The sequence below is a fragment of the Acinetobacter gyllenbergii genome (assembly GCF_001682515.1).
Lineage (GTDB): Bacteria > Pseudomonadota > Gammaproteobacteria > Pseudomonadales > Moraxellaceae > Acinetobacter > Acinetobacter gyllenbergii.
In genome coordinates, this window is sequence record NZ_KV575266.1 from 47,854 (window position 1) to 74,189 (window position 26,336).

Genomic DNA, 26,336 nt, shown 5'->3' on the forward strand with positions numbered 1-26,336 from the left:
TGTAAAGAAATGTGGTCGAGGTCATAAACATGAATGCATTTGATGTGCGAAAAGTCATACGTCCTATGGTATTGCTGGTTGCGGTTTTGATTGCCGTTTATACCATTGTGCATTTATGGAATTACTACAATGCTGCACCATGGACACGCGATGGACGCATCCGTGGCGATGTGATTCAGGTCGCTTCCGATGTCAATGGTTTGGTGACAGAGGTCTTGGTGCAAGACAACCAAACTGTGAAGAAAGGGCAGGTGTTGTTCAAGATTGATGTCGCGCGTCAAGCCTTGGATGTTGAGCAAGCCAAATCTGATCTTGCTAAAGCCAAAGCCGGTTTGGCACAAGCGCATGCCAATTTGGCAGGTTCAAAAGCGAGTTTGGTGAAAACTGAAGCCAATATGAAGTTGGCTGAGAAAAATGCAGCGCGTTATGCCAGTCTGATGGATGGTGCAATTTCTAAGCAAGAGCAAGATCAAGTCTTTGCGACCCGTGATCAAGCTGTTGCTGAGCGTGAGCAGCTCACCGCCAGTATTGAGCAAGCCAATGCCGCCATTCAACAACAGCAAGCTTTAATTGATGTAGCGACCAGTAATCTGCATTTGGCTGAGTTAAATTTGAATCGTTCTGAAGTGGTTGCACCTGCGGATGGAACTTTATCGAATTTTGATTTGCGGGTGGGTAATTATGTGAAGGTGGGGCAAGCGGTTGCTGCTTTATTAGACCGTCATCAGCTCTATGTGGTGGGTTATTTTGAAGAAACTAAACTGAACCGTATTCATGTCGGTGATGCAGCAACTGTCCAGTTGATGGGAGATAAACAGCGCATTCGAGGCCATGTACAAGGTATCGCAACGGGGATTGAAGATCGTGAGCGTTCTGGGAGCTCGAATCTATTGGCCAATGTGAATCCAACCTTTAGTTGGGTGCGTTTGGCGCAACGTGTGCCTGTGAAAATTGTACTGGATGAGCAACCGCAAAATCCATTGGCCTTTGTTTCTGGACGTACGGCTACCGTAAGAATTATTGAAAAATGATGCTACTAGGCGGCACGGATGCCGCAATGTTGAAAAATTGTCATGAGATTGAGTTAAGGTGTAATCCCTGCAGGATCACGATACCAACTCTGAATTAATAATCCTGCTGCAAAGCTATCTGCCGATAAGCGTTTTGCCTGTCCTTTACTTTGATAAGACTCGAGTTCTTCTCTGGCTTCACGTGTAGTCAAACGTTCATCCACCATCCAGGTTTCAATATTGGTTTGATGACGTAAACGACGGGCGAATTTTCTTGCCCGAGCAGAGAGCTCAGATTCACTATCATCCATATTCAGCGGTAAACCCACAATAAATAGATTCGGTTGCCATTCTTTGACAATCTTTAATAATTTATCCCAGTCTGGAATACCGTCTTTCATCGGGAATAATGGCAGGGGCGTACTACTTTCAATACTGGATTGGCCGATAGCCATCCCCATTTTTTGGGTGCCAAAATCAAAAGCCATAATCGATTGAGCGTTTTGCATATCAGGCATGGCCAATCTCAGAAGCAAACCAAGTCCGGTCAACCCCAATCTTTTTGTAAGCAGCATCCCAACGATCGTGATAAGGCAGATTAAAAATCAAATCCATATCTGATTCACAGATCAGCCAATCACCACGTGCAATCTCTTCTTCGAGTTGGTTCTTGCTCCAACTGGCATAGCCCAAGGCGATTTGATAACGTCCGACACCTTCGTTATGCGCAATTGCATCCAAGATATCTTTACTGGTGGTGATACAGACATTTTCACCGACTGCAATGGATGAATGCCAAGTCGGTTGACCTGTATGTAGTACAAAGCCTGCTTCTGGACGTAATGGACCACCTTGCAACACTGCATGGGGGTGGACATTGTCGGCATCAATTTCTAAATCATTGAGTAATTCTTTGATTTGTAAATCTGAAGGTCGGTTGATAATAATACCTTGAGCACCATCTTCGTCATGGCGAGCAATATAGATGACTGTATTGGCAAAAAAGTCATCTGCCATGTCTGGTGGAGCGATGAGACAACGGTGAGTTAAGTATTGTTTCGTCACCTAGGCGATTCTCCATCAATATATTGTGCTGATCTAGTTAGATAGGTTCTTTTTATCAACATACAAGAGTTAATCGGATTTCGCCAATCTTTTTCTGAAATTTTATCGCTTTAATTAGGCCGTTTGGAACTTAAGCTGACGTAGTTGCCGAGCATGCTGCAAAGTCGTTTCACTAATTTCGACCCCACCAGACATACGTGCTAATTCTAAAATGCGTTGTTCTTCATCCAGTTCGATGATGGTACTGCTGGCAGGATCGGTCTGCTGTTTTTTGACCAATAAATGTTGGTCTGATTGTCCTGCAACTTGGGCTTGGTGGGTAATACAGAGCAGTTGCACATGTTGAGCCAGATCGGCCAGTAATCGGCCTACCACTTCAGCAGTGCCACCACTGATGCCGACATCAATTTCATCGAACACCAAAACTTCAGATTCAGTTTTCTCGGCATTCATCACTTGCATTACCAGCGCAATACGGGATAACTCACCACCCGAGGCAACGCGTGCCAGGGGCTGCGGTGGAATGCCTTTATTGGCGGTAAATAATAGCTGAATAAAACTCAGTCCTTCGGCATTGGGTTCCTGTGGTTCAAATTTAAACTCAAAATGTGCTTCAGGGAGGGCCAGTGGTTTGACTTGCTCGGTCAGTTGTTTTGCCAAAGGTATTGCGGCGGCACGACGGATGTCATCCAAGTGTTGTGCTGCTTGTAAAAAGGCCTGATAGGAAACTTCAACTTGCTCAGCTAAGGTTTCGGGATCTTCCAACTGATGCAGTTGTTCTAATTCCTGCTGCCAAGTTTCATAGTCTTGCTTGAGTAATTCAGGTTGGGTGCGATGTTTACGCGCTAGACGATGGAACACTTCGAGGGTGGCATTCAGTTGTTCCATCCGTTCAGGATCAAAGCTTTGACGATCAATAAATTGACGCAAACTTGCAGTTGCATCATCAATCTCACTTTGCGCATTTAACAATGAATTATAAATGTTGGCGAGTTGTTCGCTACGACCTGCATGAGATTCTAGGCGACGAATGATTGAGGCAACTTCTTGAGTGATATTTTGCTCGGCTTCATCCAAGACATTTAGACTATAACTACAGTCTTGCATGATATGTTCATGATGACTGAGACGATCAAATTCTTGTTCTGTTTCGCGATAATCAGTTTGAACAACCTCTTCAAGCTCTTCTATTTGAGACTCTAAGCGTTGTATTTTTTGAATGCGTGTCGCCTGTGCATCCAGGGCGGCTTGATGTTGGCGAATATTTCGTTGCCATGTGCTATAAGCATCGCGTACTGCTTGCGAAGGTTCGGCAAAATTATGATAACGATCAAGCCAATGTTTTGGATAAGGCGGTTCGAGTAATTGTTGCTGACTGTGTTGACTATACAGTTGAACCAGTAAGCGGCCAATTTCTTTGAGTTCGGCCAAGCTGCTTGGGCGGCCATTAATCCATGCCTTACTGCGACCTGTCGCAAAAATCACACGTCTTAAATGGATTTCACCGGAATCATCATCCAGTTCATGTTCAGTCAGCCAGTGCGCTTCAGCACTTTCGGTTTGATAACTAAACACGGCGGTGACATCGGCTTTATCTGCACCATAACGCACATAATTGGTATCGGTTCGTTCACCTAAGCAGGCAGAAAGCGCATCTAACAATAATGATTTGCCCGCGCCAGTTTCACCAGTCAGTACATTGAAGCCTTGTTCAATATCTAAAGCCAAATGGTCAGCGAGTGCAAAATTAATTAAAGTTAAATGGGTGAGCATAAACGCATCCAATGCACGGAATCTTTTGCTTAAAGATAGAGAAGTTTTAAAGTGACGACAAGAGCGGAATACAGGATTTTCCTGATTTACTGAGGAATTGCTGATAGTTTGTAAGCTTCAGAGAACATTTCGCTTTGTATTTCTTGATCGTGAATAGAAAACGGTTGGTGTAGTACTTAGGTAAGGTCTTGCGCCCGAACCTTACGAAGCGATGCTTCTTATGCTTTGTTAATCCTCGTAACTCGCAGCATATGAGCCATATATGGCGCAAGGTCTTGCGCTCAGGCAAAGTTTCACTTTGCTTTTCCTCGCCACTCACAGCATAGCTGCTCGACTTGCGCCCAGGCAAAGTTTCACTTTGCTTTTCCTCGCCACTCACAGCATAGCTGCTCGACTTGCGCCCAGACAAAGCGTTGGGTTGCTCCTTTACTCACAGCAAAGCTGTTCGTCTTGCGCCCAGACAAAGCGTTGCTTTGTTAATCTGGGCTCAGGTATGAAAATTGCTATGTTTAGCCTAGAAAATGGATTGATTAGTTGTCACGGCACAATTAAACTACGTCCAGCATAACCTAATATAAATGCGGCATTATTTGGAGAGTACGCATGAGTTCAGTGCAATTTGATCATGTAACGGTCATTAAGAAATCGAATGTGTATTTTGGTGGGGCATGTATTAGCCATACAGTACAATTTGAAGATGGTACAAAAAAGACTTTAGGGGTTATTTTACCTACTGAACAGCCTTTAACTTTCGAAACACATGTTCCAGAGCGTATGGAAATTATTTCTGGTGAATGTCGCGTCAAAATTGCAGATAGCACTGAAAGTGAATTATTCCGTGCGGGTCAATCTTTCTATGTGCCTGGAAATAGTACCTTTCATATTGAAGCAGATGAAGTCCTAGATTATGTCTGCCATTTAGAAGGCTAACCTATTCTGGTCCAAATCGAGTACACTAGATTTAATGGAAATCCTGTAAAAGTCATTTTGCAGGATTTTTTATTAAATTCCCTTGCGGAGCTATAACAGCTCCTCACCTGTAAAGTTCCTTTGCAGGATTTTTATTTTTTAAAATCCCCCTAATTCTCCTTCTTTATATCTGAGGGAATACAGCAAGAGGTCGTTCATGGCAAAACCTGAATATTATTATGGCGTTCATTCAGTAGAGTCATTGTTGGAGTTAGAGCCTGAACGCGTTTTGACTTTATTTACCTTGAAAGGACGTGATGATCAGCGTTTGCAGAAAATTTTGCAGTTGGCTGAACCGTTTGGGATTAGTGTTCAAAAAGCCAGTCGTGACAGCTTAGAGAAGCTTGCAGGCCTACCTTTTCATCAAGGTGTCGTCGCTGCTGTGCGCCCACATCCGACTCTCAATGAAAAAGATCTAGATGAGTTGATGCAGCAATCTCCAGATGCATTGTTGTTGGCCCTCGATCAAGTGACAGACCCGCATAATTTGGGTGCATGTATTCGTACTGCGGCTGCGATGGGCGTTCAAGCAGTGATTGTACCGCGTGATCGTTCTGCGAGTTTAACCCCGACCGCACGTAAGGTGGCTGCTGGTGGCGCTGAAAAAGTCAAATTTATTCAGGTGACCAATCTTGCTCGAACACTTGCGCATTTAAAAGACAGCACCCATACCCGTGTCATTGGGACGATGTTGGATGAGAAGGCTTTGCCGATTCATCAGTGTGATTTCAATGGGCCTGTGGTGATTGTGATGGGCGCAGAAGATACCGGTTTAAGGCCGATTACCCAGTCACAATGTGATCATACTGTTTATATTCCAATGTCAGGTGATTTACAAAGCTTGAATGTCAGTGTGGCAACAGGCATGGCATTGTATGAAGCTTGTCGTCAGCGTGGTGTATAATCTAATCCTCACGGTTCATATGATTTAAAATGACGGCGCGTACGCAAGGCTATTTTTTTGTCTTTATAACCATGTGTATTTGGGGTGGATTTACCATTTTTTCCCGTCTCAATGCACATTGGCATGTCAGTGTCTGGGATCTGGTGGCGATGCGCTTTGCGATCGCTTCTTTGATTTTATTACCTGTCTTGATTTATAAAAAAGATTTTGCCTTCTTATGGCATCCACGGCCTATGATTTTGGCGCTGATCGGTGGTCTGGTTTACTGTTTGACGGTCTATACTGCCTTTTTACATGCACCTGCGGCACACGCTGCTATTTTTCTCAATGGCTGTATACCTTTGTGTACTGCTGTAGCGGCCTATTTATTATTTAGACAGCCTTTTGATAAACACACTTGGTTCAGTCTATTGATCATGATGGCGGCTTTGATGCTGATGAGCTATTTGATGTTGCATCAGCAAGCTTCGGCATTGGGTGTTGGAGATCTACTGCTTTTTATCAGTGCGATATGGTGGGGGATTTTCACGGTCCTGTTGAAGCAGTGGAAGCTATCTGCGTGGCATGCAACCGCTGGCGTGGTGATTTGGTCTGCAATCATTTATTTACCGATTTATCTTTTATTTATTCCCAAGCATTTTCAAGATGCTGCACCGATCCATCTGCTGATTCAAGGGCTTTTTCATGGCATCTTGGTGGTGATCGTGGCTACTTTAAGCTATGTGGCAGCGATTGAGCGTTTAGGGGCATTTAAGACGGGGAGTATTGTGACCTTGGCACCGTTTATTGCCGCAGTGGTAGCAGTCCCTTTATTAAATGAGCCACTCAATGCTGCAATAGTTTGTGGTTTGATTGGGATGGGAGTTGGTGCTTTGCAGCCATGGCGATGGCTACGTAAAGACAGCTTGAGCGTACAATTAGAAAAACAGAAACAAGGTTAAGCGCTGTGTTCTGCACGTTGTAAGTAGCTGAAATGCAGCGGTTTGAGCTGCTGGTGCAAATGTTCTAACAGACCATCATTCAGTACAATATCATTGGCTAATTGCTGTTTTTGAGCGCGAGACATTTGTGCTGCAATAATTTTTCGGATCTGCGCTTCGCTTTGCCCATCACGTTGGCTGGCACGTTCTAGTTGTGTTTGCTCATCAGCATCGACCAGTAAGGTATGTTGAACCAGTTCATGCTGATTGGTTTCAAACAGTAGGGGCGAAACCAAGATCACATATGGGCTTTCAGCTTGTTGTAGTTGCTGAACAATCGACTGACGGATGGCAGGGTGGGTAATTTTTTCTAAACGTTGGCGTGCTTCTGGAAATTGGAAGATATGTTCACGCAGGGCACGGCGATCAAGGTTGCCATCGGCTAATAATACCCAGTCACCAAAAGCCTCTTGGATCGACTTCAACGCGGGTTGGCCAGGTTCAACCACTTCTCGCGCTACTACATCAGCATCGACCACGGTAATACCTTGGGACTCAAACCATTGGGTCGCAGCAGATTTACCACTTCCAATACCACCTGTAATTCCCAAGATAAAACGCATATTAACCACCTAGATACACTTTCATAATTTGATCACCCCATAAAAAGGCAATCCAGCCTGCAATGGCGATATATGGACCAAATGCAAAAGGCTGATTTTCACCGCGCGCTTTTATCAAAATAATACCAATGATTGCACCCACTACAGAAGAGAGTAACACAATTAATGGTAGCATGAGGGGCCCCATCCAAGCGCCTAAGGCCGCAAGGAGTTTGAAGTCACCATAGCCCATCCCTTCTTTGCCTGTGATCAGTTTGAAAATGTAATACACAATCCACAAGCATAGAAAACCGATTAAATAACCCCAAATCGCAGCACTAGCTGTCGTATAGATCGCATAGCTATTTATTCCCAAACCTAAAGCCGCCAAAGGCAGTGTAAAGCGATCAGGCAGTAGTTGGGTATCAAAATCAATAAAGGTGAGGGTAATCAGCATCCATGTGAGTAACAGACCAAATAGCATTTGAAGCGTTGGACCGAATACAGCAACCACAACCAGTGAGCAGAACATGGTGAGTAATTCAATCAGTGGATAACGGATACTGATTGGATTCTGGCAAGTCCCACATTTGCCACGAAGAGCTAACCAACTGAGTACTGGAATATTTTGATACCAGCGAATGCTTGAATTACATTTCGGGCAGGTTGAGGCTGGTTGGCTTAGGCTGAGTTTAGCCTGATCAATAATCGGCTGTTCAGGATGGAGTAGCATTTGGCATTCTTGTTGCCATTCCTGTTCCATCATCCGAGGCGTGCGAAAAATGACAACATTCAGAAAGCTGCCAATACATAAACTAAAAAGCCCAACTGCAAGATAAAGTGCAGTTGGGTTTTCAATAAAATAAGAGAGAAAAGATTGCATCAAAACACCAGATTATCCGACAACTGAGCCCATTTGGAAGATTGGTAAATACATGGCAATGACCAGACCACCGACCAGTACACCAAGAATCGCCATAATTAAAGGTTCCATCATCGAGGTTAAGCCATCGACCGCATTATCCACTTCATTTTCATAATGCGTTGCGACTTTATCCAGCATACTATCTAAAGCACCAGATTCCTCGCCAATCGCCACCATCTGAATTGCCATAGAGGGGAAGCGGTTTGAAACCCGCATCGCAAATTGTAGTTGTTGCCCTGTTGCGACATCTTCACGAATTTTCATCACAGCTTCTTCATAAATAACGTTATTGGTTGCTCCAGCCGTTGATTCCAGCGCATCAATCAGCGGAACACCAGCCGCAAAGGTTGTGGCTAGGGTGCGACTATAACGGGCAATAATCGCTTTGTAGACCAAATCTCCGAAAATAGGTGATTTGAGTGCTATCCTGTCTAATAAATCACGAAATTTTTTGCTGCGTTTTTTTGCTTCGAGAAAGGCAGCGATGATCGCACCAATTACAATAATCAGAATAAACCAGTATTCTTGCATCCACTTCGACATATTGACCACCATCTTGGTAAATGCAGGTAGGTCTGCACCAAAAGAGCTAAATAGATCTTGGAAGACAGGAACCACTTTCACCATCAAAATAATCGTCACAATAACTGCGACTACGATCACTGAGATGGGGTATTTCATGGCCTTTTTAATTTTTTGCTTTAATAATTCGCTCTTTTCTTTATAAATTGCAACACGATCAAGCATGGTTTCAAGTGCACCAGACTGTTCACCAGATTCAACTAAAGAGCAAAATAGGTTGTCAAAATATTGTGGATATTTTTTGAGTGCGCCTGCAAAGGTATTCCCCCCTTCGACTTCGCCTTTAATGCCCAGTACCACTTCACGCATGGATGGGTTTTCAAGTCCTTCAGCCACAATTTCAAAACCTTGAACCAAAGGTACGCCTGCTTTCATCATGGTCGCTAATTGGCGGGTGAAGATGGTGATATCCAGTGTGGTGACTTTTTTCTTCATCAAACCTTCAAGAATATTTTTACGCTTTTCTCGTATGTTCTTGATGGTTACGCCTTGTTTACGCAGGGTAACTTTAGCCAAAGCCATATTACGTGCTGGTAATTCCCCTTTAATTTTTGCCCCTTTCCGGTCGACCCCTTCATAAGCAAAAGTTGGCATCATTTGCGCTTTTTTAGCTGCCATGATTATTAATCCTTTTTATTGATTTTATTCACTTGTTACTCGGTTGACTTCTTGCAAAGAGGTAATTCCCTGCATGACTTTTTTCAAACCCGAACGACGTAGATTATTAAATCCTGCTTGTTCTGATGCTGCTGCAATTTGTAAGGCATTGCCATCTTCCATAATGAGTTTGGAAATCTCTGGTGTAACCTTCATGACTTCGTAAATCCCCACACGACCTTTATAGCCTTCACGGCATTCCGCACAACCGACAGGTTGAAAAATTTTGAATTCAGGGTCATTTAAATCTTGTTCGGTAAACCCAAGTTCCAGCAAGCTTTGCTTAGGGATCTCAATCTCTTCTTTGCATTGACCGCAGAGGCGACGTGCCAAACGTTGTGCAATCACCAAATTGACGGAGGTTGCGATATTGAAAGAGGGCACGCCCATATTACGTAAACGAGTCAGTGTCTCAGGTGCACTGTTGGTATGTAGTGTTGACATCACCATATGACCTGTCTGTGCAGCTTTAATGGCAATTTCAGCAGTCTCCAGATCACGAATCTCCCCGACCATAATCACATCAGGATCTTGGCGTAAGAACGCTTTCAGTGCGGCAGAGAAGGTGAGTCCTGTTTTGGGATTGACGTTGACCTGATTAATCCCTTCTAAGTTAATTTCGACAGGGTCTTCGGCTGTAGAAATGTTGGTATCTTCAGTGTTGAGGATGTTTAAACCAGTATACAGAGACACGGTTTTACCTGAACCTGTTGGGCCTGTAATCAGTAACATGCCTTGTGGTTTATCCAACGCATCCATGAATAAGGCTTTTTGCTCATCTTCGTAACCGAGTGCTTCAATCCCTAACATGGCACTTGATGGATCGAGAATACGCAGTACTAACTTTTCACCAAATAATGTTGGCAGAGAGTTGACACGGAAATCAATCGCCTTAGTTTTGGAGAGTTTGAGTTTAATCCGTCCATCCTGAGGCATTCGTTTTTCAGAAATGTCCATTTGTGACATGACTTTTAAACGCGAGGCGAGGCGAGTGGCCATTTGTAAAGGCGGATTGGCAATTTGACGGAGTACACCATCAACACGGTAACGCACCCGATACATTTTTTCGTAAGGTTCAAAATGCAAGTCAGATGCCCCCATACGGATCGCATCAATCAATAGTTTGTTAATATATTTGACAATTGGAGACTCATCACCTTGTGGTGCCTCATCCTCTTCGTTGCTTGGATCTTGACTCACATCAATGTCAAGATCAAAGTCTTCACTTTCTCCAAAATCAAAACTGCCAGAATCGCCAAACTGTTGTTCAATCAGTTTTTCAAGTTTAGTGTGTTCAACAATAATCGGTTCAATATTCAGTTTGGTATTGAAGCGAATCGCATCCAATGCTTCGATATTAGTGGGATTACTGGTCGCAACATATAGAATTTGCCCACGTTGTAGCAGTGGCGCAACTTTGTGTTTCTGAATGAGTTTGTTATCCGCCAGATCACGAGGCAGTAGAGCAGTATCATATACGGCCAGATCGAAAAGTGGTTCACCGAATTCGATGGCGATGGTTTCCGCAATGGTCAGAGGAGATAAGCGATGCTGTTCAATCAAATGTGCAACGATATCTTGTTGTGACTTTTTAGCTGCATCAATTGCGGTCTGCATGATTGTCGTGGACATGTGTCCATCTTCAACTAACCGTCGAATAAACCCCGAAAACTTTGGAGACGTATGTAATCCTGACATCTGTCCGCCTTATGACAATAAATGTTTATAATATGTATTCTAAAAATTATACTTTTGTTATGCAAAAATACTACTACAGAAAGTGTTGTTTTTGCCTTGGTTCCTAGCTAAAACTTTGAACTGATCGAGTTTTTTGTCAATTAATTTTCTTTGATTGAAATAAATCCTGCAAAGAATCAAATAAATTCAGTTGAAACTACCTTTTAATTTGAATGTGAAGCACCATCATAGCATCAAGGCAGCAAAGAGACTTTTACGGATCATGATGATTTTTGGGTCATTTATAGCTCAGTAAAAGAAAAAACTGAATTTTATAAAAATCCGTGTAAAATATGCAGCATTTTTGAGAAATTAACAGTAGGCGGGCGAAGTATGTCGAACTCGAGCATTACTCCTTGGGTTGTTGGCAATTGGAAAATGAATCCAATGCATGCGAATGCTTTCCAATTAGTAGAAGAATTTAAACAGTTATTACAACAGGAAAATATTGCAGCAGAGCAATGTCATATTGGAGTTGCGCCGACTGCAATCGCGTTAAGCGGCATTCAGACACAATTTAAAGATGCAGCGAGAACGATTTACACCGTTGCTCAAGATGTTTCACGTGTCGCAGGTACTGGTGCCTATACGGGTGAGGTGAGCGCTGAATTGTTGAAAGACAGTGGCATTGAGTTTGTTTTAATTGGACATTCTGAGCGCCGTGAGTTATTCGGTGACAATGTCGAAATCTTAAAAGCGAAATTACAAAATGCTTTAAGTGCTGGCCTCAAGATTATTTATTGCGTAGGTGAGAGTTTAGAGCAGCGTGAGCAGGGTGCAGCAGAGCAAGTAGTATTACAACAAATTTGCGATATTGCAGCCGTGGTCAAGGCTGAACAATGGCAAAATATTGTGATCGCCTATGAGCCGATTTGGGCAATTGGAACAGGTAAGACGGCTTCACCAGCTGATGCTCAAGCGATGCATGCAAAAATTCGTGAAGGTTTAAAACAGATTACAGCATTTGGTGCAAATATGGCTATTCTCTATGGGGGTAGCGTAAAAGCTGAAAATGCAGTTGAATTAGCGGCATGTCCAGATATTAATGGCGCTTTGGTCGGTGGAGCATCTTTAAATGCGCAATCGTTTTACCAAATCGCAAAAGCATTTGCACAAAGCAAATAACGAGGAATTGAGATGTATAGTTTTATACTCGTTGTACACATTATTTTGGCAATCTTAATTATTGCTTTGGTTTTGGTACAACAAGGTAAAGGTGCAGAAGCCGGCGCATCATTTGGTGGTGGCGGTGCTGCAACCGTATTTGGTGCTTCGGGTGCGGGTAACTTTTTGACTCGTTTAACTGCGATTTTTACTGCATTGTTTTTTGTCACCAGTTTGACTTTGGCTGTTTTTGCCAAAAAGCAAACGACAGATGCATATAGTTTGAAAACTGTTCAAACAACCACATCCGCACCAGCAACATCGCCTGAAACTTCATCAAACGCACCAAAAACAACTGAATAAGTTGAATTAGTTCTTTCCTTTTTGTACTTTAAGGACTAGAATGCGTCCCACAAACTGCGGTGGTGGTGGAATTGGTAGACACGCTACCTTGAGGTGGTAGTGCTTTCGGGCGTGGGGGTTCAAGTCCCCCCTTCCGCACCAAACTTAATAACCAGTTAAGTTCGGTGTATGCAGTGTTTGTGTTGATGCGGGATGGAGCAGTCTGGTAGCTCGTCGGGCTCATAACCCGAAGGTCGTTGGTTCAAATCCAGCTCCCGCTACCATTTGATTAAGGTGCAACTTAATCAAGCAAATTTGATGAAAGCTTAAATTGACTTTTTTTCATATTTGTATATAATTTTTGCACGTTGATGCGGGATGGAGCAGTCTGGTAGCTCGTCGGGCTCATAACCCGAAGGTCGTTGGTTCAAATCCAGCTCCCGCTACCAAGTTTCTAAAAAGAGGCTCACAATAAGGTGGGCCTTTTTGCACAGTGGGCATTGCTTTTCTGTGTAACATAGGGGCGATTTACGCCCTTTTTTATTGGTTGTTTAGCTATCGTGTAGTTGTTCGACATCAATTGGTCAAATAGTCGTGCTTCACTATACGGTTAAGATTGATTGGCTCGTATAAGAGCGACGAGAGTAAATGAAATTATCAAATAAATCTCAAGCATTGCATGATCTAATCGCCCCAGCAGTAGCTGCGTGTGGTGTAGATCTGTGGGGGATTGAATTCCTGCCACAAGGTAAACGTTCTCTATTACGTATTTATATTGATAAAGCGATAGATGAGAATGCTGAACCTGTCTTAAATGAAGATGGTGAAGTTGAACTCGGGCGTGGTATTGGCGTTCAAGATTGTGTTCTTGTGACACAACAGGTGGGTGCAATGCTTGATGTTCATGATCCAATTTCAGGTGAATATGCTTTGGAAGTGTCTTCGCCGGGTTGGGATCGTCCATTTTTCCAATTGAACCAACTGCCTGCCTACATTGGGCATCAAGTGGCTTTACGATTAATTGCTGCTGTCGAGAACCGTCGTAAATTCCAAGCCAAATTACTGTCTGTAGACTTAGAAAACGAACTGATTCAGGTCGAAGTTGAAGGTAATCATGTGCTTGAAATTGATAGTAATAATATTGATAAAGCAAATTTAATCTATCAAGACTAATATTAACTTAATTTTATAAGAAATCGGTAGGTGACTTATGGGCCGCGAAATTCTTACCGTTGCAGAAACGGTTAGTAATGAAAAAGGTGTTAGTCGTGAAGCGATCTTCCAAGCGTTAGAGCAAGCACTGGTTGCGGCAACGAAGAAAAAGTTTTACGAAGGCACACGTTCAGAAGAAGCTCAACTTCGTGTTGAGATTGATCGTAAAACAGGTGATTACCGTACCTTCCGTCAGTGGACTGTGGTGGCGGATGAAGATCATGAAATGCCAGCATGCCAAGACGCAATTTCTGATGTAGATCCATCACAATGGTCAATTGGTGATGTGCGTGAGTTGGAAGTCGAGTCGATTGAATTCGGTCGTATCGCTGCACAAATCGCAAAACAAGTCATCGTACAAAAGATTCGTGAAGCTGAGCGCGCATTAGTGGCTGATGCTTATGAATCTAAAGTGGGTGAGTTGATTTACGGTGAAGTGAAAAAGCAAACTAAAGATGGCTTTATCATTGATCTCGGCGACAACGCTGAAGCGTATTTAGCGCGTGAAGAAACCATTCATAAAGAAATTTTACGCCCTAAACAGCGTATCAATGCAATCTTGTATAGCGTCAACCGTGAAGGTCGTGGTGCACAATTATTATTGTCCCGTGCGCGTCCTGAGATGTTAATTGCATTGATGAAAAAAGAAATTCCAGAAATTTCTGAAGAAATCATCGAAATTAAAGCAGCTGCTCGTCAACCAGGTGTTCGTGCTAAAATTGCAGTGAAAACCAATGACCATCGTATTGACCCTGTGGGTGCATGTATTGGTATGCGTGGTACACGTATCCAAGCGGTACAACAAGAGTTAAACGGTGAGCGTATTGATGTTGTGGTGTGGTCTGATGATCCAGCACAATATATTGCAAGCGCATTAGAGCCAGCTGATGTATCAGGGATTGTTTTAGATGAAGATGCACGCAGTGCCGATATCATCTTCGCAACCAATGATCAGTTAGCACGTGCGATTGGTTCGCAAGGACAAAATGTTCGTTTAGCATCGGAATTGACGGGTTATAAACTCGACATGATGTTAGAAGAAGAGTATCGTGCTCGTCAGCAAAATGAAGCGCAACAGTATTTAGACATGTTTATTACACGTCTTGATATTGAAGAAGACTTGGCAATGGCTTTAGTCGAAATGGGCTTCACTTCGTTAGAAGAGATTGCATATGTACCAGCTGAAACATTTGACGAAATCGAGCTTGAGGCAGATTTAGTTGAATTGCTTCAAAGTCGTGCGAAAGAAGCTGCTTTAACAGATGCATTGAAACAGCAAGAAAATATTCAAGAGCCAAGTGCAGAACTTCTCGGTATGGAAGGTATGACGACTGAGATTGCGTATGCATTGGCGGCGCGTGGTGTGGTTACTGTTGATGATTTGGCAGACCAAGCAACTGATGATATTTCTGATATCGACGGTTTAGGTCATGACAAAGCGGGTCAGTTAATCATGAAAGCACGTGAATCATGGTTTAACTAGGAGATAATAGATGACGGACAAGTCGATTCAAGAGTTAGCGCTCAGCGTAGAACGTCCTGTAGAGAAACTCCTAGAGCAGGTTCGCGAAGCAGGTCTACCACAGCGTAAAGCAGATGACATTATTACCACTGAACAGCAAGATACTTTGGTCAATCACTTGAAAAAAGTACATGGTCAGGAAAGTGGTAACACAGGAAAGATTGCGTTGAAACGTAAAACAACGAGTACTGCTAAAGTAACAAGTACTTCAGGTAAAGCGAAAAGCATTAATGTTGAAGTTCGCAAGAAACAAGTTTTTGCTAAGCCAAATCCAGAGTTACTTGCTGCAGAAGCAAAAGCGCGTGTAGAAGCTGATGCAAAAGTCCGTGCTGAACAAAAAGTACGTGATGAAGCAGATCAAAAAGCTCGTCACAGCGCTGAACAAAAAGCCAATGCAACTTTAGAAGCGATGCGTGCTGCGCATACTTCTGATAGTTCAGGTCAAGCACCTGCAAAAGCAGCAGTTGTGGTGAAAAAGCGTAATAGCGATAAGGTGATTAAAGCCCCAGTTATTCGTCCAACAGAAACACCAGAACAAAAACGCGCACGTGAAGAGCAAACTGCTCAGTTGAAAGCGACTGAAGAAGCAGTACGTCGTAAGGCGGCTGAAGAAGCACAGCAACGTACACTTGAACAAATGCGTAAAATGGCATCAAAATATTCAAGTGATGATGCGACGACAACCATTCGTGTGATTGATGATTCACCTTTAGCCGCAGGTCTTGTTGGCCAAGCGTATGAAGATTCCTTTAATAAGGAAGACCGTGAAATCAAACGTGGTGGTGCAACAGCAAACCCACGCGCTGGTAAGAAAGGCGGTCGTGGTGGTGATGCACAAGCAGAACAAAGCTTCAGCAAAAGCCACCATAAGCGCGGCTTAAAAACCAGCCAAGCAAATAAACATGGTTTTGAAAAACCAGTTAAAAAGCAAATTTATGATGTTGAGATCGGTGAGAAAATCATTGTTGCTGATCTTGCACAAAAAATGGCAGTTAAAGTTCGTGAAGTAATCAAGACCCTGATGAAAATGGGTGAGCTTGTAACTCAGAACCAAGCCATTGATCAAGATACTGCAGTCCTTGTGGTTGAAGAGCTTGGTCATAACCCTGTTTTAGTTTCAGATACGCAAGCAGAAGATAACTTATTGGTTGCTGCTGAAGAAGCACGTGGTGAGCAAACCACTCGTCCACCAGTGGTAACGATCATGGGTCACGTTGACCATGGTAAAACGTCATTACTGGATCGTATCCGTCGCTCTAAAGTGGCTGCGGGTGAAGCGGGTGGTATTACCCAGCATATCGGTGCTTATCACGTTGAAACTGAGAAAGGAATTATTACTTTCCTAGATACACCGGGACACGCAGCGTTTACCTCTATGCGTGCACGTGGTGCAAAAGCGACTGATATCGTGGTCCTTGTTGTTGCGGCTGATGATGGTGTAATGCCACAAACTGCAGAAGCAATTGACCATGCACGTGCTGCGGGTACGCCAATCATTGTTGCCATCAACAAGATGGACAAAGAGTCGGCTGATGTAGACCGTGTCTTAAATGAATTGACCACGAAAGGGATCGTACCTGAAGAGTGGGGCGGTGATGTGCCAATTGCCAAAGTATCAGCACACTCTGGTGCAGGTATTGACGGTTTACTAGATTTGATCTTGATCCAAGCTGAATTGATGGAGCTTAAAGCTTCAGCAGAAGGCGCGGCGCAAGGTGTGGTCATTGAAGCACGTGTCGACAAAGGTCGTGGTGCGGTGACTTCGATTCTGGTACAAAACGGTACCTTGAACATTGGTGACTTGGTTCTTGCGGGTTCATCTTATGGTCGTGTTCGTGCGATGTCGGATGAAAATGGTCAACGTATTACTTCTGCTGGTCCATCAATTCCAGTTGAAATCTTAGGTTTACCAGAAGCGCCAATGGCGGGTGACGAAGTTCTTGTTGTGAATGATGAGAAGAAAGCGCGTGAAGTTGCTGATGCTCGTGCAGATCGCGAACGTCAAAAGCGTCTTGAGCGTGCAAGCTCGATGCGTCTTGAAAACATCATGGCATCAATGGGCAAGAAAGATGTTCCTACAGTAAACGTGGTACTCAAAACTGACGTACGCGGTACTTTAGAAGCGTTACATGTTGCACTTGATGAGCTTGCAACTGATGAAGTTAAAGTCCGTGTAATTGGTTCTGGTGTCGGTGCGATCACTGAGTCAGATGTGACTTTAGCTGAATCATCAGAAGCAGTATTGTTAGGCTTCAACGTACGTGCAGACAATACTGCACGTCAAAAAGCAGACCAAGATAGTATCGATATTCGTTACTACAGCATCATTTATCAATTGATTGATGATGTTAAAGCGGCAATGAGCGGTAAGCTTGCACCTGAACACCGTGAAACCATCTTGGGTGTTGCGGAAGTGCGTGAAGTGTTCCACTCAAGCAAGTTTGGTGCAGCAGCAGGCTGTATGGTGCTTGAAGGTGTATTACACCGTAACAAACCAATTCGCGTATTACGTGATGACGTGGTTGTGTTCCAAGGCGAGCTTGAATCTCTTCGTCGCTATAAAGAAGTGGTTGAAGAAGTTCGCGCCGGTATGGAATGTGGTCTTGCAGTCAAAGGCTATAAAGACATCAAAGCACAAGATAAGATCGAAGTGTATGATGTTCAATTGATTAAACGGAGTCTTTAATGGCGGGTAGCCAACGCTTAAAGCGCATGGCGGATTCAGTACAACGTGAGTTGTCTGAGCTTATCCGTCAGGAGCTTAAAGATCCACGTCTGGGTGGTCTGGTGACCATCTCAGCCGTGAAAGTCAGTGCTGATATGGGTTATGCCGAAGTTTATGTCACAGTAATGGGGCGTGAACTTGGTGATGATCAAAGTGAAGCTGCGAACAAAGAAACTTTAGATGTATTGAATAAAGCATCTGGCTTCTTGCGCCATGAGTTGAGTCGTCGTATTAAAACTCGCGTGACGCCTCGTTTACGCTTCCACTATGACAAAACCAATGCCTACGGTAATTATATGTTTGGTCTGATTGCTGAAGCTGTGAAGGATTTACCTGAACAAGAGCAAGATGAACAAAAGTAAATGCATATAAAAAAGCCACCTTCGGGTGGCTTTTTTATGCTTTGAATAAAAGAGTTAATCTTTCTTCAATGGATGGCGACGATAACGTTGCCAAGGCAATGGACGATTGAGTGCTTCTGGTACATCACCACTGGTTGAGCGTAAGCGTAAATGAATGGCTGCTTGTGCCATCAAATTTGCTGATACAGGCGCAGTGATAAAGGCAAACAAGGTAATCAGTAATTCAGCAAAACCAAAACGACCATGCATCGCAGCAAAAATCATAGCTGCGATCAGAAAGCTACCGAGGCCCAAGGTACTTGATTTGGTGGGTGCATGCAGGCGCATAAATAAGTCAGGGAGACGGATCATGCCAATCGAACCGATCAGCATGAAGAACGCACCAAACACCACAAAAAATGAAACCACAATCTCAAGAATCAGTTGCATGGTATAGCTCCTTAATCAATTACATGACCTGTAGTGAAGTAACGAGCAAGCGCGGCAGTAGAAACAAAGCCGAGCATTGCAACCAAGAGTGCACCTTCGAATAGATTGGTGCTGACCCAATAAATACCTAAGACCACGATCAGACAGGTGGCATTTAAGAATAAAGTATCGAGTGCCAAGAGTCGATCAATCACTGAAGGGCCTGCAATCAAGCGAATCAAGCACAGAAACATAGAGATGGTAATGGCAATTAAACCAATACCCAATGCATAAGGCAAAATGGTCATTTATTTGCTCCTTCTGTAATCTTGACATCAAAGATTTCGATTAAAGGCCTTTCATAGCGGTTTTTAATGTCTTGAATATCCAGTTCGGTATTGTCTGAGCTGAGTGCATGTACCAGAATATCTCCACGTTCCTGATCGATTCCAGCTGAAACCGTACCTGGTGTGGTGGTGATAATCATCGCGAGTAAAGTATTCACTTGCTCGTGCTCAGTTTCCAACGGAACCCGATACCATTTAGGATGTAATTGATCCATAGGACCAAGTACCATTTTGGCAACACGGAAGTTGGAAATGACAATATCCCAAAGTACCACAAACACCAGTTTAATCGCAGGAAGCCAATGAATATGCGGCGTTCTTGCAATAAATGGACTCACTAAACGAGCAATTGCGACAGCTAAAATCAGTGCCATTAAAATGTCAGTCAGATCCAGACTATGTGCCAGCATTAGCCAGCTCAAGAAAATCAGCACCGACACAAATGGATGTGGGAACCAACGCTCAAGCAAAGATAATTTTTGCATCAGTGATCCTCCATTGGCTTTAACTGTGTGTTATTTGGAATGGTCGGCGCTTCGAGGACTTGCTCCGCAATTTGACGCTGCTTATATTCAGAAATATGTTCGCCTTGTAGGGTTGGCTTGGAAATAATATCTGGAATCAGCAAGGCATTCGGATCTTCAACTTCACCGCCATATTTGGTTTCAGGTAAATAGCTTGGATCATAAGGCTGTACGCTGATCGGGCGACCTTGTGCATCATGTTTCAAAATAGTCTGGTTATAAAGCGCGTGATTCTGAATTTGCTGTGCTGTTGCAAGCGTGTAGTTCTGAATCGGCGCCGCGCAAACCACATAAAGCATTAATACGCCAAGTAAAATATAGATCGCAGTATCATTACGCTTCGGCGCAAGCTCAGGCAGAGCTTGATACTCAGCATAAGCCGCTTCTTTCTGATCTTCTTCCGGTGGGGTTGCACGCCAGAACAAAATAAAGCCAACGCGTGTCATGGCAATGATGCTGAGCAAGCTCACAATCAGAATCACTGCGATGATCCAGCCTTGATAAGGTGTCTCAGCAGTGGCTTGCAAGATGAAGACTTTACCCAAAAATCCGCTGAATGGGGGTAAACCTGCCATCATCAAGGCGATGGTAAAGTAAGTAAAAGCAGCCGCCTTTTCCTGTTTGATTCGTGGTGCAACTTTTAAATGATCTTTAAACGCGCCACGTTGCGAGGTCATCCAGCCACAGAACAAATAGAAAGCTGCTGCGATCAAGGTACTGTGAACTAAATAATATAGTGCTGCGGCCCATGCCTGTGTATTGAACATAGCAATCGAAATTAGCAAAGTACCAATCGATGACAACACCATAAAGCCAACGAAACGGCGCAAGCGTTCAGCGCCAATTGCACCAATCACGCCATAGAAAGAGGTGATTAGACCAATGATCAATAAGCAGTTCTTGAAAATGCTTTGAGCCATGGCATCATCAAACACAGTCCCATTCACACGTAAAATGGCATAAATACCCACTTTGGTCATAATGGTGAAAATTGCAGCGACAGGTGTGCTTGCAACCGCATAGGTCTTCGGCAACCAGAAGCCAACAGGCAACATCGCGGCTTTAATACCAAACACCACAAACAGCAGGAGTCCACCGGCAACGGCAAGCTTGTGCTGATCGCCATCTAAGCTTGATACTAGACGGCCAACATCAGCCATATTCAAGCTACCGACACTGCCGTAAATCATGCCTAGACCAATCAGGAACAGGGCAGAGGCCAGCAAGTTAATGGTGACGTAATGCACGCCAAGCTGGAAACGTGGACGACCTTGACCGTGTAATAACAGTACATAGGAAGCCATCAACAGGATTTCGAAGAAGACGAATAAGTTGAATAAGTCGCCTGTCAGGAATGCACCGGTGATTCCCATGAGTAGGAAATGCACCATGGTATGGAAATAACGCCCACGCGTATCCCAGTTCTCACTGGCATACCAAATCACAGGTACTGCAAGAATATAGGTCAGGACCAACATAAAAGCGGAGAGGCGATCAAGGACTAACACAATCCCAAATGGCGCCGACCATTCACTGAGCTGATAAACCGTAATTTGGCCTGTGTTAGCGATACTCAGATAACTGATTGCCGTGATTAAGCCCAAAACTGCCGAAGCAATACTAATCCCGCGACGCCAAGGTTGACGCCAATCTTGCTTTAAAGAACCTGAACCTGGATTGCCCAATAACACCAGAATAAAACTGGTGAATGCTGGAATTAAGATGCTGATAATTGGAGCGTGAGCGTGCCAGAAACTGTAAAAATCAAACATTATGGCTCATCCTCACGTGGGTCATAAGTCAAGGTGGGTTCTTCTTTCGAGTCGACATGGTCTGTACCAGATTCATAACGACTGCGTAAGGCAAGTTGCACGATAAAGGCAGTGGTGGCAAAACCAATCACAATTGCGGTTAAGACCAGTGCTTGAGGGAGTGGGTCGGTCACTTTGGTGGCCTGAGTCAACACCGCAGGTGCATTGATTTGCAGGCGACCCATGGCAAACAGGAACAAGTTCACGGCATAGCCAATCATGGCTAAACCAAGGACCACTGGAAATGTTCTGGCTCGCAGAATCAAATAAATGCCTGTTGCCGTAAGTAAGCCAATCCCTGACGCGAGTAAAAATTCAATACTAATCATTTTGATTATCTCCACCTGGGATTGGACCAGCCATACTAGAGTGACGCGAGTCTCCGAGTACGGAGATCAACAACATGGCAGCACCCACAACGGTAATGTAGACCCCTGTATCAAATGCGACTGCAGAGGCAAGATGCATTTTTCCAAGCAATGGTGCTTCTACATAGATATGTGCACTGGTGAGGAAGGGACGAGCCCAGAGCCATGCGAGAATACCGGTGAGACCAGCAATGGTTAAACCTGCCCCAATCCATAATTCATAGAGACGACCTGATTTGGCTTTGATCATTTGTTCGGTTTGGTCTTGACCCAATACGATGTACTGAATAATCAGTGCCATTGAGGTGATCAAACCTGCGATAAAGCCACCGCCCGGAAGGTTATGTCCACGCATGAAGATGTAGACACTGACCACCAATGCCAGAGGCAAGATCCATGACGCCGTGATACGGAACATCAGTGGGGAAGGGTTAAAGCGGTAAGTTAAGCCTTGGGTCATGGTGGTTCCATGTGCACGCATACCATCCATCAGACACAGCGCACCAATCGCGGCAATGCCGAGTACGGTAATTTCACCGAAGGTATCGAAACCACGGAAGTCAACCAAGATCACATTGACGACGTTTGAACCACCGCCCAGTGGAATCGCCTGTTGCATAAAGAACCATGAAATTGAATTGTGATCACGGGTTAACAGCAACCAAGCAATCCAACCTATGCCTAAACCACCTGCGATGGCTAGGCTGGCATCTCGCCAGCGACGTGAACGGCTTGATTCGTAAGGTGTGAGTTGTGGAAGTAAAGACAAACTCATCAAGAGTAAAACAGTGGTGACGACATCAACTGTAATCTGAGTCAATGCCAAGTCAGGTGCTGAGAGCGTAACAAACACCATGGTGACGACGAGACCAACTGCACCACTGATCAAGACGGCTTTGATACGTTCATGGTGGAACCACAGCATCATCCAGCACCCAGAGAACAAGGTCAGCCAGAGTACAATGGCCACCCACGGTGCATGCGTGAGTTCACGTGTGCCTGTGGTTAAGCCTTGGTTGAACAGGGGTAAGCCCACCATCACAATGCTGAATAACACAATCCAGAGGATATAGCTTTGCAAAGAACCATTTTCGGTCTTCTGTTTAATCTTGCGACTGGTGAGTAATAAATGTTTCAAGAACAGATCAAACAGGATCTTGCCTTGGAATTTTCCAAGATAAGGATCGAGGTCGATTTTACGAATACGTCCCTCTTTTGCTAGGGTAAAGTAGAAGATCGATCCACCAATTAAAGCAATTAGACTCATGATCAAAGGGGCATTGATACCATGCCAAATCGCGAGATGAACGCCTTCGAATTCAGGCTGTGCCAAACTTGCACGAGTAACACTGTTGACCATTGTTCCTGCCAGTAGAGCAGGGAGGATACCCACTAAAATACATAAGGTAGCTAAAATAATGGCAGGTAGGCGCATGCCTAAATGCGGTTCGTGCGCATCTTTATTGGGTACATGTTTACCAACTGGGCCGTCAAAGAACACCCCATGAACGAGGCGAATTGAATAACTGACTGCGAAAATACCAGCTAGTGTTGCGACGATGGCTGAAATCACCATCACGGGACCCGATAGGTTAGCCAATAACTCAGTAAAGAACATTTCTTTCGAGATAAAGCCATTGGTCAATGGTACACCCGCCATTGAGGCAGCAGTGATCATGGTGAGAGTACCCGTAAATGGAAGCAGTTGCCAAATACCACTGAGCTTGCGTAAATCGCGTGTGCCAGTTTCATGGTCAATAATCCCTGCAATCATGAACAATGCCGCTTTAAAGGTGGCATGGTTGATGATGTGGAAAATTGCGGCAGCCACCGCCAATGGCGAGCCAATACCGAGTAAACATACGATTAAGCCCAAATGACTAATGGTTGAATAAGCCAAAAGCCCTTTCAGGTCTTCTTTGAAAATTGCAAAACCTGCGGCCATACACAGAGTGAATAGACCGACAAAAGTCACGATATTGTGATACAGCGCAGCGCCAATAAAAATAGGAGCTAAACGCGCCAACAAGAAAATCCCTGCTTTGACCATCGTTGCCGAATGTAGGTAGGCGGACACAGGGGTCGGCGCTGCCATCGCATTCGGTAACCAAAAATGGAAGGGGAACTGGGCACTTTTGGTAAATGCACCTAACAAGATCAGCAATAATGCTGGAACAAATAGCGCATGTTGCTGAATGGTATCCTTCATCAACACTAATTCATCAATCTGATAGGTACCGGTGATCTGTCCAATCAGTACAAAGCCACCGAGCATGGCTAAACCACCCATGCCTGTGATGGTGAGAGCCATACGGGCGCCACGTTGCGCTGCCTCGTATTGGCTCCAGTAACCTACCAATAGGAAAGAGGAAATACTGGTCAGCTCCCAGAACACCAATAAGATAATCAGGTTGTTTGAGAGTGAAATTCCCAGCATGGCGGCCATAAACAGCATCAACAGCTGGTAGAGTTTACTGAGAGAATTTTTAGGACTGAGATAGTAATAGGCATAAATATAAATCAGCGTGCCGATACCGCTAATCAGCAGACCAAACAATAAACCTAATGCATCTAGGCGAAAACTCAGATTAATTCCAAGCTGTGGAAGCCAGTCCCAGCTTTGTTGCAGGGTATTACCCTGAAGAACCGTTTCTGCCTGAGTTAAAAGTAAAATAAAACAACTAAGGCTGATGCCAATCGCCCCAAGTGCCGTCACGCCACGCGAAATACGCTGTAATTGTGAGACAAGGGTGGTGCCGAGTATGAGCGGTAATAAGATAATAATCGGTAGCACACTGGTATCCATGTCGATGATTTAGGTCGAAGACCTAAGGGGTGAATTTTCTTTCAAGACTTACAGGCACTCAAAGAGAATACCAAAAACTTTAAATCTTGAAGCCCAATCAAGTTAACGGAGGCAGCAAGTTGTATTGCACAACTTGAAAATAAAAAATGCGATTTATTTTACTATAAAATAGCAGCAAAAATCTGATGTTATTACATGAAACAAACAACATCATTTGATTGAAAACATTTCAATTTCTGTTTTTTGATACGGCTTTATAGCGGTGTTTCTTGTGGTGTATCATCTATTTTAAGTAGGTTGAGTAAATTGCTCTTTTCTTGCTCGTTTAAGTCTTGAATTTGCTGGAACAAATCATCGACTTTGCTGGTCAATGAATCGGCTTGTAGTAAGGTTTGGGTTTGAACAGTGGGCGCTGTTTCGGTCTGGCTAAGTCCGTGATATAAGTTTGAAAGTTGTTGTTGTGATGCTTCTAGATTAAGTTGATACACCCCAGTTTGGTCGAGTTTTAAACATTGGTAATGTAAGGCATGCTCAAGCAAGGCATCTCGATTGCCTGTGACGATAATTTGTAGACATGGGAAAGCCTGATGTAAGCGTTCCAGAATTTCTGCACAGTTATTTTGATCGAGTTGATGGTCAATGTGATCAATCATCAAAATCCCTTCACCTTCTAAGCAAGGATTAAAACAGTGTTGATTCAGTAAGCAAAGCCGACGGCTAACATCCCCAACCAGTGCTATCCAAGTTTTGAGTGAGGCGGACAGCTGTTGAAAAGGAATCAACTGATCGTGATAGCGCACCATCAATTGTAGTTTTGGCACATATTGAATATAAAGATCACTTAATTCAGGAAAAACCGTGTGCAAGCTGTTTTTCAAGGCATAAAGATTGGGTGCAGAGAGTTGCTTTGGATGATTAATCAGTTCTTGTTGTAATTCTTGCAATATTTCAGATTGATTTTGCTGATTAAAATCGTTGCCCATTAGGCGCCTAACGATATGTGCTGAATGTGCATTTTCGACATCGCTAATCTCGCGTAGCCACTCAAAAAAACGCGTAAAGGTGGTATAGGGGATGGCGGTCAAATCGTAGGCCGAGATTTCTTGCAGGGTTCCAGGGGTATTTTTGCTTTGTAAATTGACGTCTTGCACGAAGCGTTCAGCAGGATAGTAGGCGATCAAAGGCAAGCCGAATAATGGGTCTTGTAGCCCCGTCTTTTGATATAGGGTCACCATTTGATCGAGTTGTTGGGTCTCCACTTGGCTAATACCAACCCCTTGACTATTAAATGTTTTATAAAGCTTCCATGCGCAACTTTGGGTGTCGGTCTGCTGAGCGGAGCTACTTTCGGTGAGTGTCCCTGCAAGTTCATTACTCATACGGACTTGAATTTGAATTTTGGCTTGCAGGCGATTCAGCATAATATCTTGATCGGCAATCACCACGCCTGCAGTACGAATATCTTTATAGCGTGCAGAAAACCAAGTCAGGCTCTGGTAGATATTTTTTAAAATGCTGCTTTTGCCTGTGGCTTGGTCGCCAAGGATCAAGGTGATGGGGCGTTGTTCGGGATCAAATTTGAGATTTAAATCCCGAAACATGCCAATGTGTTTGAATTGAACCGATTCAAGTTGCATGAGCTGACCTCAATCAAGAGCGCT

24 protein-coding genes and 3 tRNA genes are annotated in these 26,336 nt (G+C 43.9%); 13 read left to right on the plus strand and 14 right to left on the minus strand.

Features of this window, described 5'->3' with window-relative positions; translation table 11 throughout:
- The first annotated feature begins 29 nt into the window (after positions 1-29).
- Positions 30-1,031, plus strand: coding sequence for an HlyD family secretion protein (locus tag NG55_RS14310; protein WP_016542322.1), 1,002 nt, complete (start codon positions 30-32; stop codon positions 1,029-1,031).
- Positions 1,032-1,084: 53 nt separating this feature from the next.
- On the opposite strand, the gene ruvX is transcribed toward NG55_RS14310, so the two are convergent.
- From ruvX to recN, 3 genes are all read right to left on the minus strand, one after another.
- Positions 1,085-1,528: a Holliday junction resolvase RuvX gene (gene ruvX / locus NG55_RS14315; protein WP_023270911.1), complete on the minus strand. Its 444-nt coding sequence runs from the start codon at positions 1,526-1,528 to the stop codon at positions 1,085-1,087.
- Positions 1,521-2,075, minus strand: coding sequence for a YqgE/AlgH family protein (locus tag NG55_RS14320; protein WP_004656229.1), 555 nt, complete (start codon positions 2,073-2,075; stop codon positions 1,521-1,523). The genes ruvX and NG55_RS14320 overlap by 8 nt, the downstream gene beginning before the upstream one ends.
- Positions 2,076-2,189: 114 nt before the next feature.
- Positions 2,190-3,848, minus strand: coding sequence for a DNA repair protein RecN (gene recN, locus NG55_RS14325; protein WP_023270910.1), 1,659 nt, complete (start codon positions 3,846-3,848; stop codon positions 2,190-2,192).
- Positions 3,849-4,451: 603 nt separating this feature from the next.
- On the opposite strand from recN, the gene ppnP reads away from it, so the two are divergent.
- From ppnP to NG55_RS14345, 3 genes are all read left to right on the plus strand, one after another.
- Entirely contained in the window at positions 4,452-4,778 is a 327-nt protein-coding gene (ppnP, locus tag NG55_RS14335) for a pyrimidine/purine nucleoside phosphorylase (protein ID WP_004656225.1), read from the plus strand.
- 196 nt (positions 4,779-4,974) lie between these two features.
- Positions 4,975-5,721, plus strand: a complete 747-nt coding sequence (gene rlmB / locus NG55_RS14340) for a 23S rRNA (guanosine(2251)-2'-O)-methyltransferase RlmB (protein ID WP_065343633.1) — start codon at positions 4,975-4,977, stop codon at positions 5,719-5,721.
- 29 nt (positions 5,722-5,750) lie between these two features.
- The gene (locus tag NG55_RS14345) at positions 5,751-6,662 is read left to right on the plus strand and encodes a DMT family transporter (protein ID WP_065343634.1); all 912 of its coding nucleotides are present in this window, start codon (positions 5,751-5,753) and stop codon (positions 6,660-6,662) included.
- Here the strand turns inward: NG55_RS14345 and coaE are convergent.
- The 4 genes from coaE to pilB are packed head-to-tail and all read right to left on the minus strand — an operon-like array spanning position 6,659 to position 11,105.
- Entirely contained in the window at positions 6,659-7,264 is a 606-nt protein-coding gene (gene coaE / locus NG55_RS14350) for a dephospho-CoA kinase (protein WP_065343635.1), read from the minus strand. The genes NG55_RS14345 and coaE overlap by 4 nt on opposite strands.
- Position 7,265: 1 nt before the next feature.
- Positions 7,266-8,126: a prepilin peptidase gene (locus tag NG55_RS14355; RefSeq protein ID WP_065343636.1), complete on the minus strand. Its 861-nt coding sequence runs from the start codon at positions 8,124-8,126 to the stop codon at positions 7,266-7,268.
- Positions 8,127-8,138: 12 nt separating this feature from the next.
- Positions 8,139-9,368 (minus strand): type II secretion system F family protein, encoded by a 1,230-nt coding sequence (locus NG55_RS14360; protein ID WP_065343637.1) that lies wholly within the window; start codon positions 9,366-9,368, stop codon positions 8,139-8,141.
- 24 nt (positions 9,369-9,392) lie between these two features.
- The gene (pilB, locus tag NG55_RS14365) at positions 9,393-11,105 is read right to left on the minus strand and encodes a type IV-A pilus assembly ATPase PilB (protein ID WP_016660492.1); all 1,713 of its coding nucleotides are present in this window, start codon (positions 11,103-11,105) and stop codon (positions 9,393-9,395) included.
- Between the two features lie 372 nt (positions 11,106-11,477).
- Here pilB and tpiA point away from each other — a divergent pair, with 372 nt between their 5' ends.
- The 9 genes from tpiA (at position 11,478) to NG55_RS14410 (ending at position 18,411) form a co-directional block, all read left to right on the plus strand.
- Entirely contained in the window at positions 11,478-12,269 is a 792-nt protein-coding gene (tpiA, locus tag NG55_RS14370; protein WP_065343638.1) for a triose-phosphate isomerase, read from the plus strand.
- A 12-nt stretch (positions 12,270-12,281) separates the two neighbouring features.
- On the plus strand, positions 12,282-12,611 hold the full coding sequence (gene secG / locus NG55_RS14375) for a preprotein translocase subunit SecG (RefSeq protein WP_004656213.1): 330 nt from the start codon (positions 12,282-12,284) through the stop codon (positions 12,609-12,611).
- A gap of 56 nt (positions 12,612-12,667) precedes the next feature.
- Positions 12,668-12,752: transfer RNA gene (locus NG55_RS14380), tRNA-Leu, on the plus strand.
- A 45-nt stretch (positions 12,753-12,797) separates the two neighbouring features.
- A tRNA-Met gene (locus NG55_RS14385) sits at positions 12,798-12,874 on the plus strand.
- Between the two features lie 88 nt (positions 12,875-12,962).
- Positions 12,963-13,039 (plus strand) — tRNA-Met (locus NG55_RS14390).
- A 199-nt stretch (positions 13,040-13,238) separates the two neighbouring features.
- A complete protein-coding gene (rimP, locus tag NG55_RS14395) occupies positions 13,239-13,763 on the plus strand; it encodes a ribosome maturation factor RimP (RefSeq protein ID WP_005278551.1) in 525 nt (174 codons plus the stop codon).
- A 37-nt stretch (positions 13,764-13,800) separates the two neighbouring features.
- Entirely contained in the window at positions 13,801-15,285 is a 1,485-nt protein-coding gene (gene nusA, locus NG55_RS14400) for a transcription termination factor NusA (RefSeq protein WP_065343639.1), read from the plus strand.
- A gap of 10 nt (positions 15,286-15,295) precedes the next feature.
- Entirely contained in the window at positions 15,296-18,010 is a 2,715-nt protein-coding gene (infB, locus tag NG55_RS14405; RefSeq protein WP_016542332.1) for a translation initiation factor IF-2, read from the plus strand.
- Positions 18,010-18,411, plus strand: a complete 402-nt coding sequence (locus tag NG55_RS14410) for a ribosome-binding factor A (protein WP_005240073.1) — start codon at positions 18,010-18,012, stop codon at positions 18,409-18,411. Before infB ends, NG55_RS14410 begins: the two co-directional genes overlap by 1 nt.
- Positions 18,412-18,465: 54 nt before the next feature.
- Here the strand turns inward: NG55_RS14410 and NG55_RS14415 are convergent, their stop codons facing one another.
- From NG55_RS14415 to NG55_RS14445, 7 genes are all read right to left on the minus strand, one after another.
- Positions 18,466-18,840: a Na+/H+ antiporter subunit G gene (locus NG55_RS14415; RefSeq protein ID WP_004802326.1), complete on the minus strand. Its 375-nt coding sequence runs from the start codon at positions 18,838-18,840 to the stop codon at positions 18,466-18,468.
- A gap of 11 nt (positions 18,841-18,851) precedes the next feature.
- Positions 18,852-19,127: a monovalent cation/H+ antiporter subunit F gene (locus NG55_RS14420; RefSeq protein WP_004656203.1), complete on the minus strand. Its 276-nt coding sequence runs from the start codon at positions 19,125-19,127 to the stop codon at positions 18,852-18,854.
- Positions 19,124-19,651: a Na+/H+ antiporter subunit E gene (locus NG55_RS14425; protein ID WP_016542333.1), complete on the minus strand. Its 528-nt coding sequence runs from the start codon at positions 19,649-19,651 to the stop codon at positions 19,124-19,126. The genes NG55_RS14420 and NG55_RS14425 overlap by 4 nt, the downstream gene beginning before the upstream one ends.
- Entirely contained in the window at positions 19,651-21,462 is a 1,812-nt protein-coding gene (locus NG55_RS14430) for a monovalent cation/H+ antiporter subunit D (RefSeq protein ID WP_065343640.1), read from the minus strand. Before NG55_RS14430 ends, NG55_RS14425 begins: the two co-directional genes overlap by 1 nt.
- Positions 21,462-21,830 carry a Na+/H+ antiporter subunit C gene (locus NG55_RS14435; RefSeq protein WP_004656199.1) on the minus strand — a complete coding sequence of 123 codons (369 nt, stop codon included), beginning with the start codon at positions 21,828-21,830 and terminating at the stop codon, positions 21,462-21,464. The genes NG55_RS14430 and NG55_RS14435 overlap by 1 nt, the downstream gene beginning before the upstream one ends.
- Positions 21,823-24,675 (minus strand): monovalent cation/H+ antiporter subunit A, encoded by a 2,853-nt coding sequence (locus NG55_RS14440; protein WP_065343641.1) that lies wholly within the window; start codon positions 24,673-24,675, stop codon positions 21,823-21,825. Before NG55_RS14440 ends, NG55_RS14435 begins: the two co-directional genes overlap by 8 nt.
- A 254-nt stretch (positions 24,676-24,929) precedes the next feature.
- Positions 24,930-26,312 (minus strand): AAA family ATPase, encoded by a 1,383-nt coding sequence (locus NG55_RS14445; protein WP_065343642.1) that lies wholly within the window; start codon positions 26,310-26,312, stop codon positions 24,930-24,932.
- Between the last annotated feature and the right edge of the window lie 24 nt (positions 26,313-26,336).

Coding starts and splice junctions, on each gene's coding strand:
- recN (WP_023270910.1), bottom strand. CDS start 3,848: ATGCTCACCCATTTAACTTTAATTAATTTTGCACTCGCTGACCATTTG.
- NG55_RS14355 (WP_065343636.1), bottom strand. CDS start 8,126: ATGCAATCTTTTCTCTCTTATTTTATTGAAAACCCAACTGCACTTTAT.
- NG55_RS14425 (WP_016542333.1), bottom strand. CDS start 19,651: ATGCAAAAATTATCTTTGCTTGAGCGTTGGTTCCCACATCCATTTGTG.
- NG55_RS14345 (WP_065343634.1), top strand. CDS start 5,751: ATGACGGCGCGTACGCAAGGCTATTTTTTTGTCTTTATAACCATGTGT.
- secG (WP_004656213.1), top strand. CDS start 12,282: ATGTATAGTTTTATACTCGTTGTACACATTATTTTGGCAATCTTAATT.
- ruvX (WP_023270911.1), bottom strand. CDS start 1,528: ATGCCTGATATGCAAAACGCTCAATCGATTATGGCTTTTGATTTTGGC.
- NG55_RS14430 (WP_065343640.1), bottom strand. CDS start 21,462: ATGTTTGATTTTTACAGTTTCTGGCACGCTCACGCTCCAATTATCAGC.
- NG55_RS14415 (WP_004802326.1), bottom strand. CDS start 18,840: ATGCAACTGATTCTTGAGATTGTGGTTTCATTTTTTGTGGTGTTTGGT.
- NG55_RS14445 (WP_065343642.1), bottom strand. CDS start 26,312: ATGCAACTTGAATCGGTTCAATTCAAACACATTGGCATGTTTCGGGAT.
- NG55_RS14440 (WP_065343641.1), bottom strand. CDS start 24,675: ATGGATACCAGTGTGCTACCGATTATTATCTTATTACCGCTCATACTC.
- ppnP (WP_004656225.1), top strand. CDS start 4,452: ATGAGTTCAGTGCAATTTGATCATGTAACGGTCATTAAGAAATCGAAT.
- nusA (WP_065343639.1), top strand. CDS start 13,801: ATGGGCCGCGAAATTCTTACCGTTGCAGAAACGGTTAGTAATGAAAAA.
- NG55_RS14435 (WP_004656199.1), bottom strand. CDS start 21,830: ATGATTAGTATTGAATTTTTACTCGCGTCAGGGATTGGCTTACTTACG.
- NG55_RS14410 (WP_005240073.1), top strand. CDS start 18,010: ATGGCGGGTAGCCAACGCTTAAAGCGCATGGCGGATTCAGTACAACGT.
- infB (WP_016542332.1), top strand. CDS start 15,296: ATGACGGACAAGTCGATTCAAGAGTTAGCGCTCAGCGTAGAACGTCCT.
- tpiA (WP_065343638.1), top strand. CDS start 11,478: ATGTCGAACTCGAGCATTACTCCTTGGGTTGTTGGCAATTGGAAAATG.
- rlmB (WP_065343633.1), top strand. CDS start 4,975: ATGGCAAAACCTGAATATTATTATGGCGTTCATTCAGTAGAGTCATTG.
- pilB (WP_016660492.1), bottom strand. CDS start 11,105: ATGTCAGGATTACATACGTCTCCAAAGTTTTCGGGGTTTATTCGACGG.
- coaE (WP_065343635.1), bottom strand. CDS start 7,264: ATGCGTTTTATCTTGGGAATTACAGGTGGTATTGGAAGTGGTAAATCT.
- NG55_RS14360 (WP_065343637.1), bottom strand. CDS start 9,368: ATGGCAGCTAAAAAAGCGCAAATGATGCCAACTTTTGCTTATGAAGGG.
- NG55_RS14310 (WP_016542322.1), top strand. CDS start 30: ATGAATGCATTTGATGTGCGAAAAGTCATACGTCCTATGGTATTGCTG.
- rimP (WP_005278551.1), top strand. CDS start 13,239: ATGAAATTATCAAATAAATCTCAAGCATTGCATGATCTAATCGCCCCA.
- NG55_RS14420 (WP_004656203.1), bottom strand. CDS start 19,127: ATGACCATTTTGCCTTATGCATTGGGTATTGGTTTAATTGCCATTACC.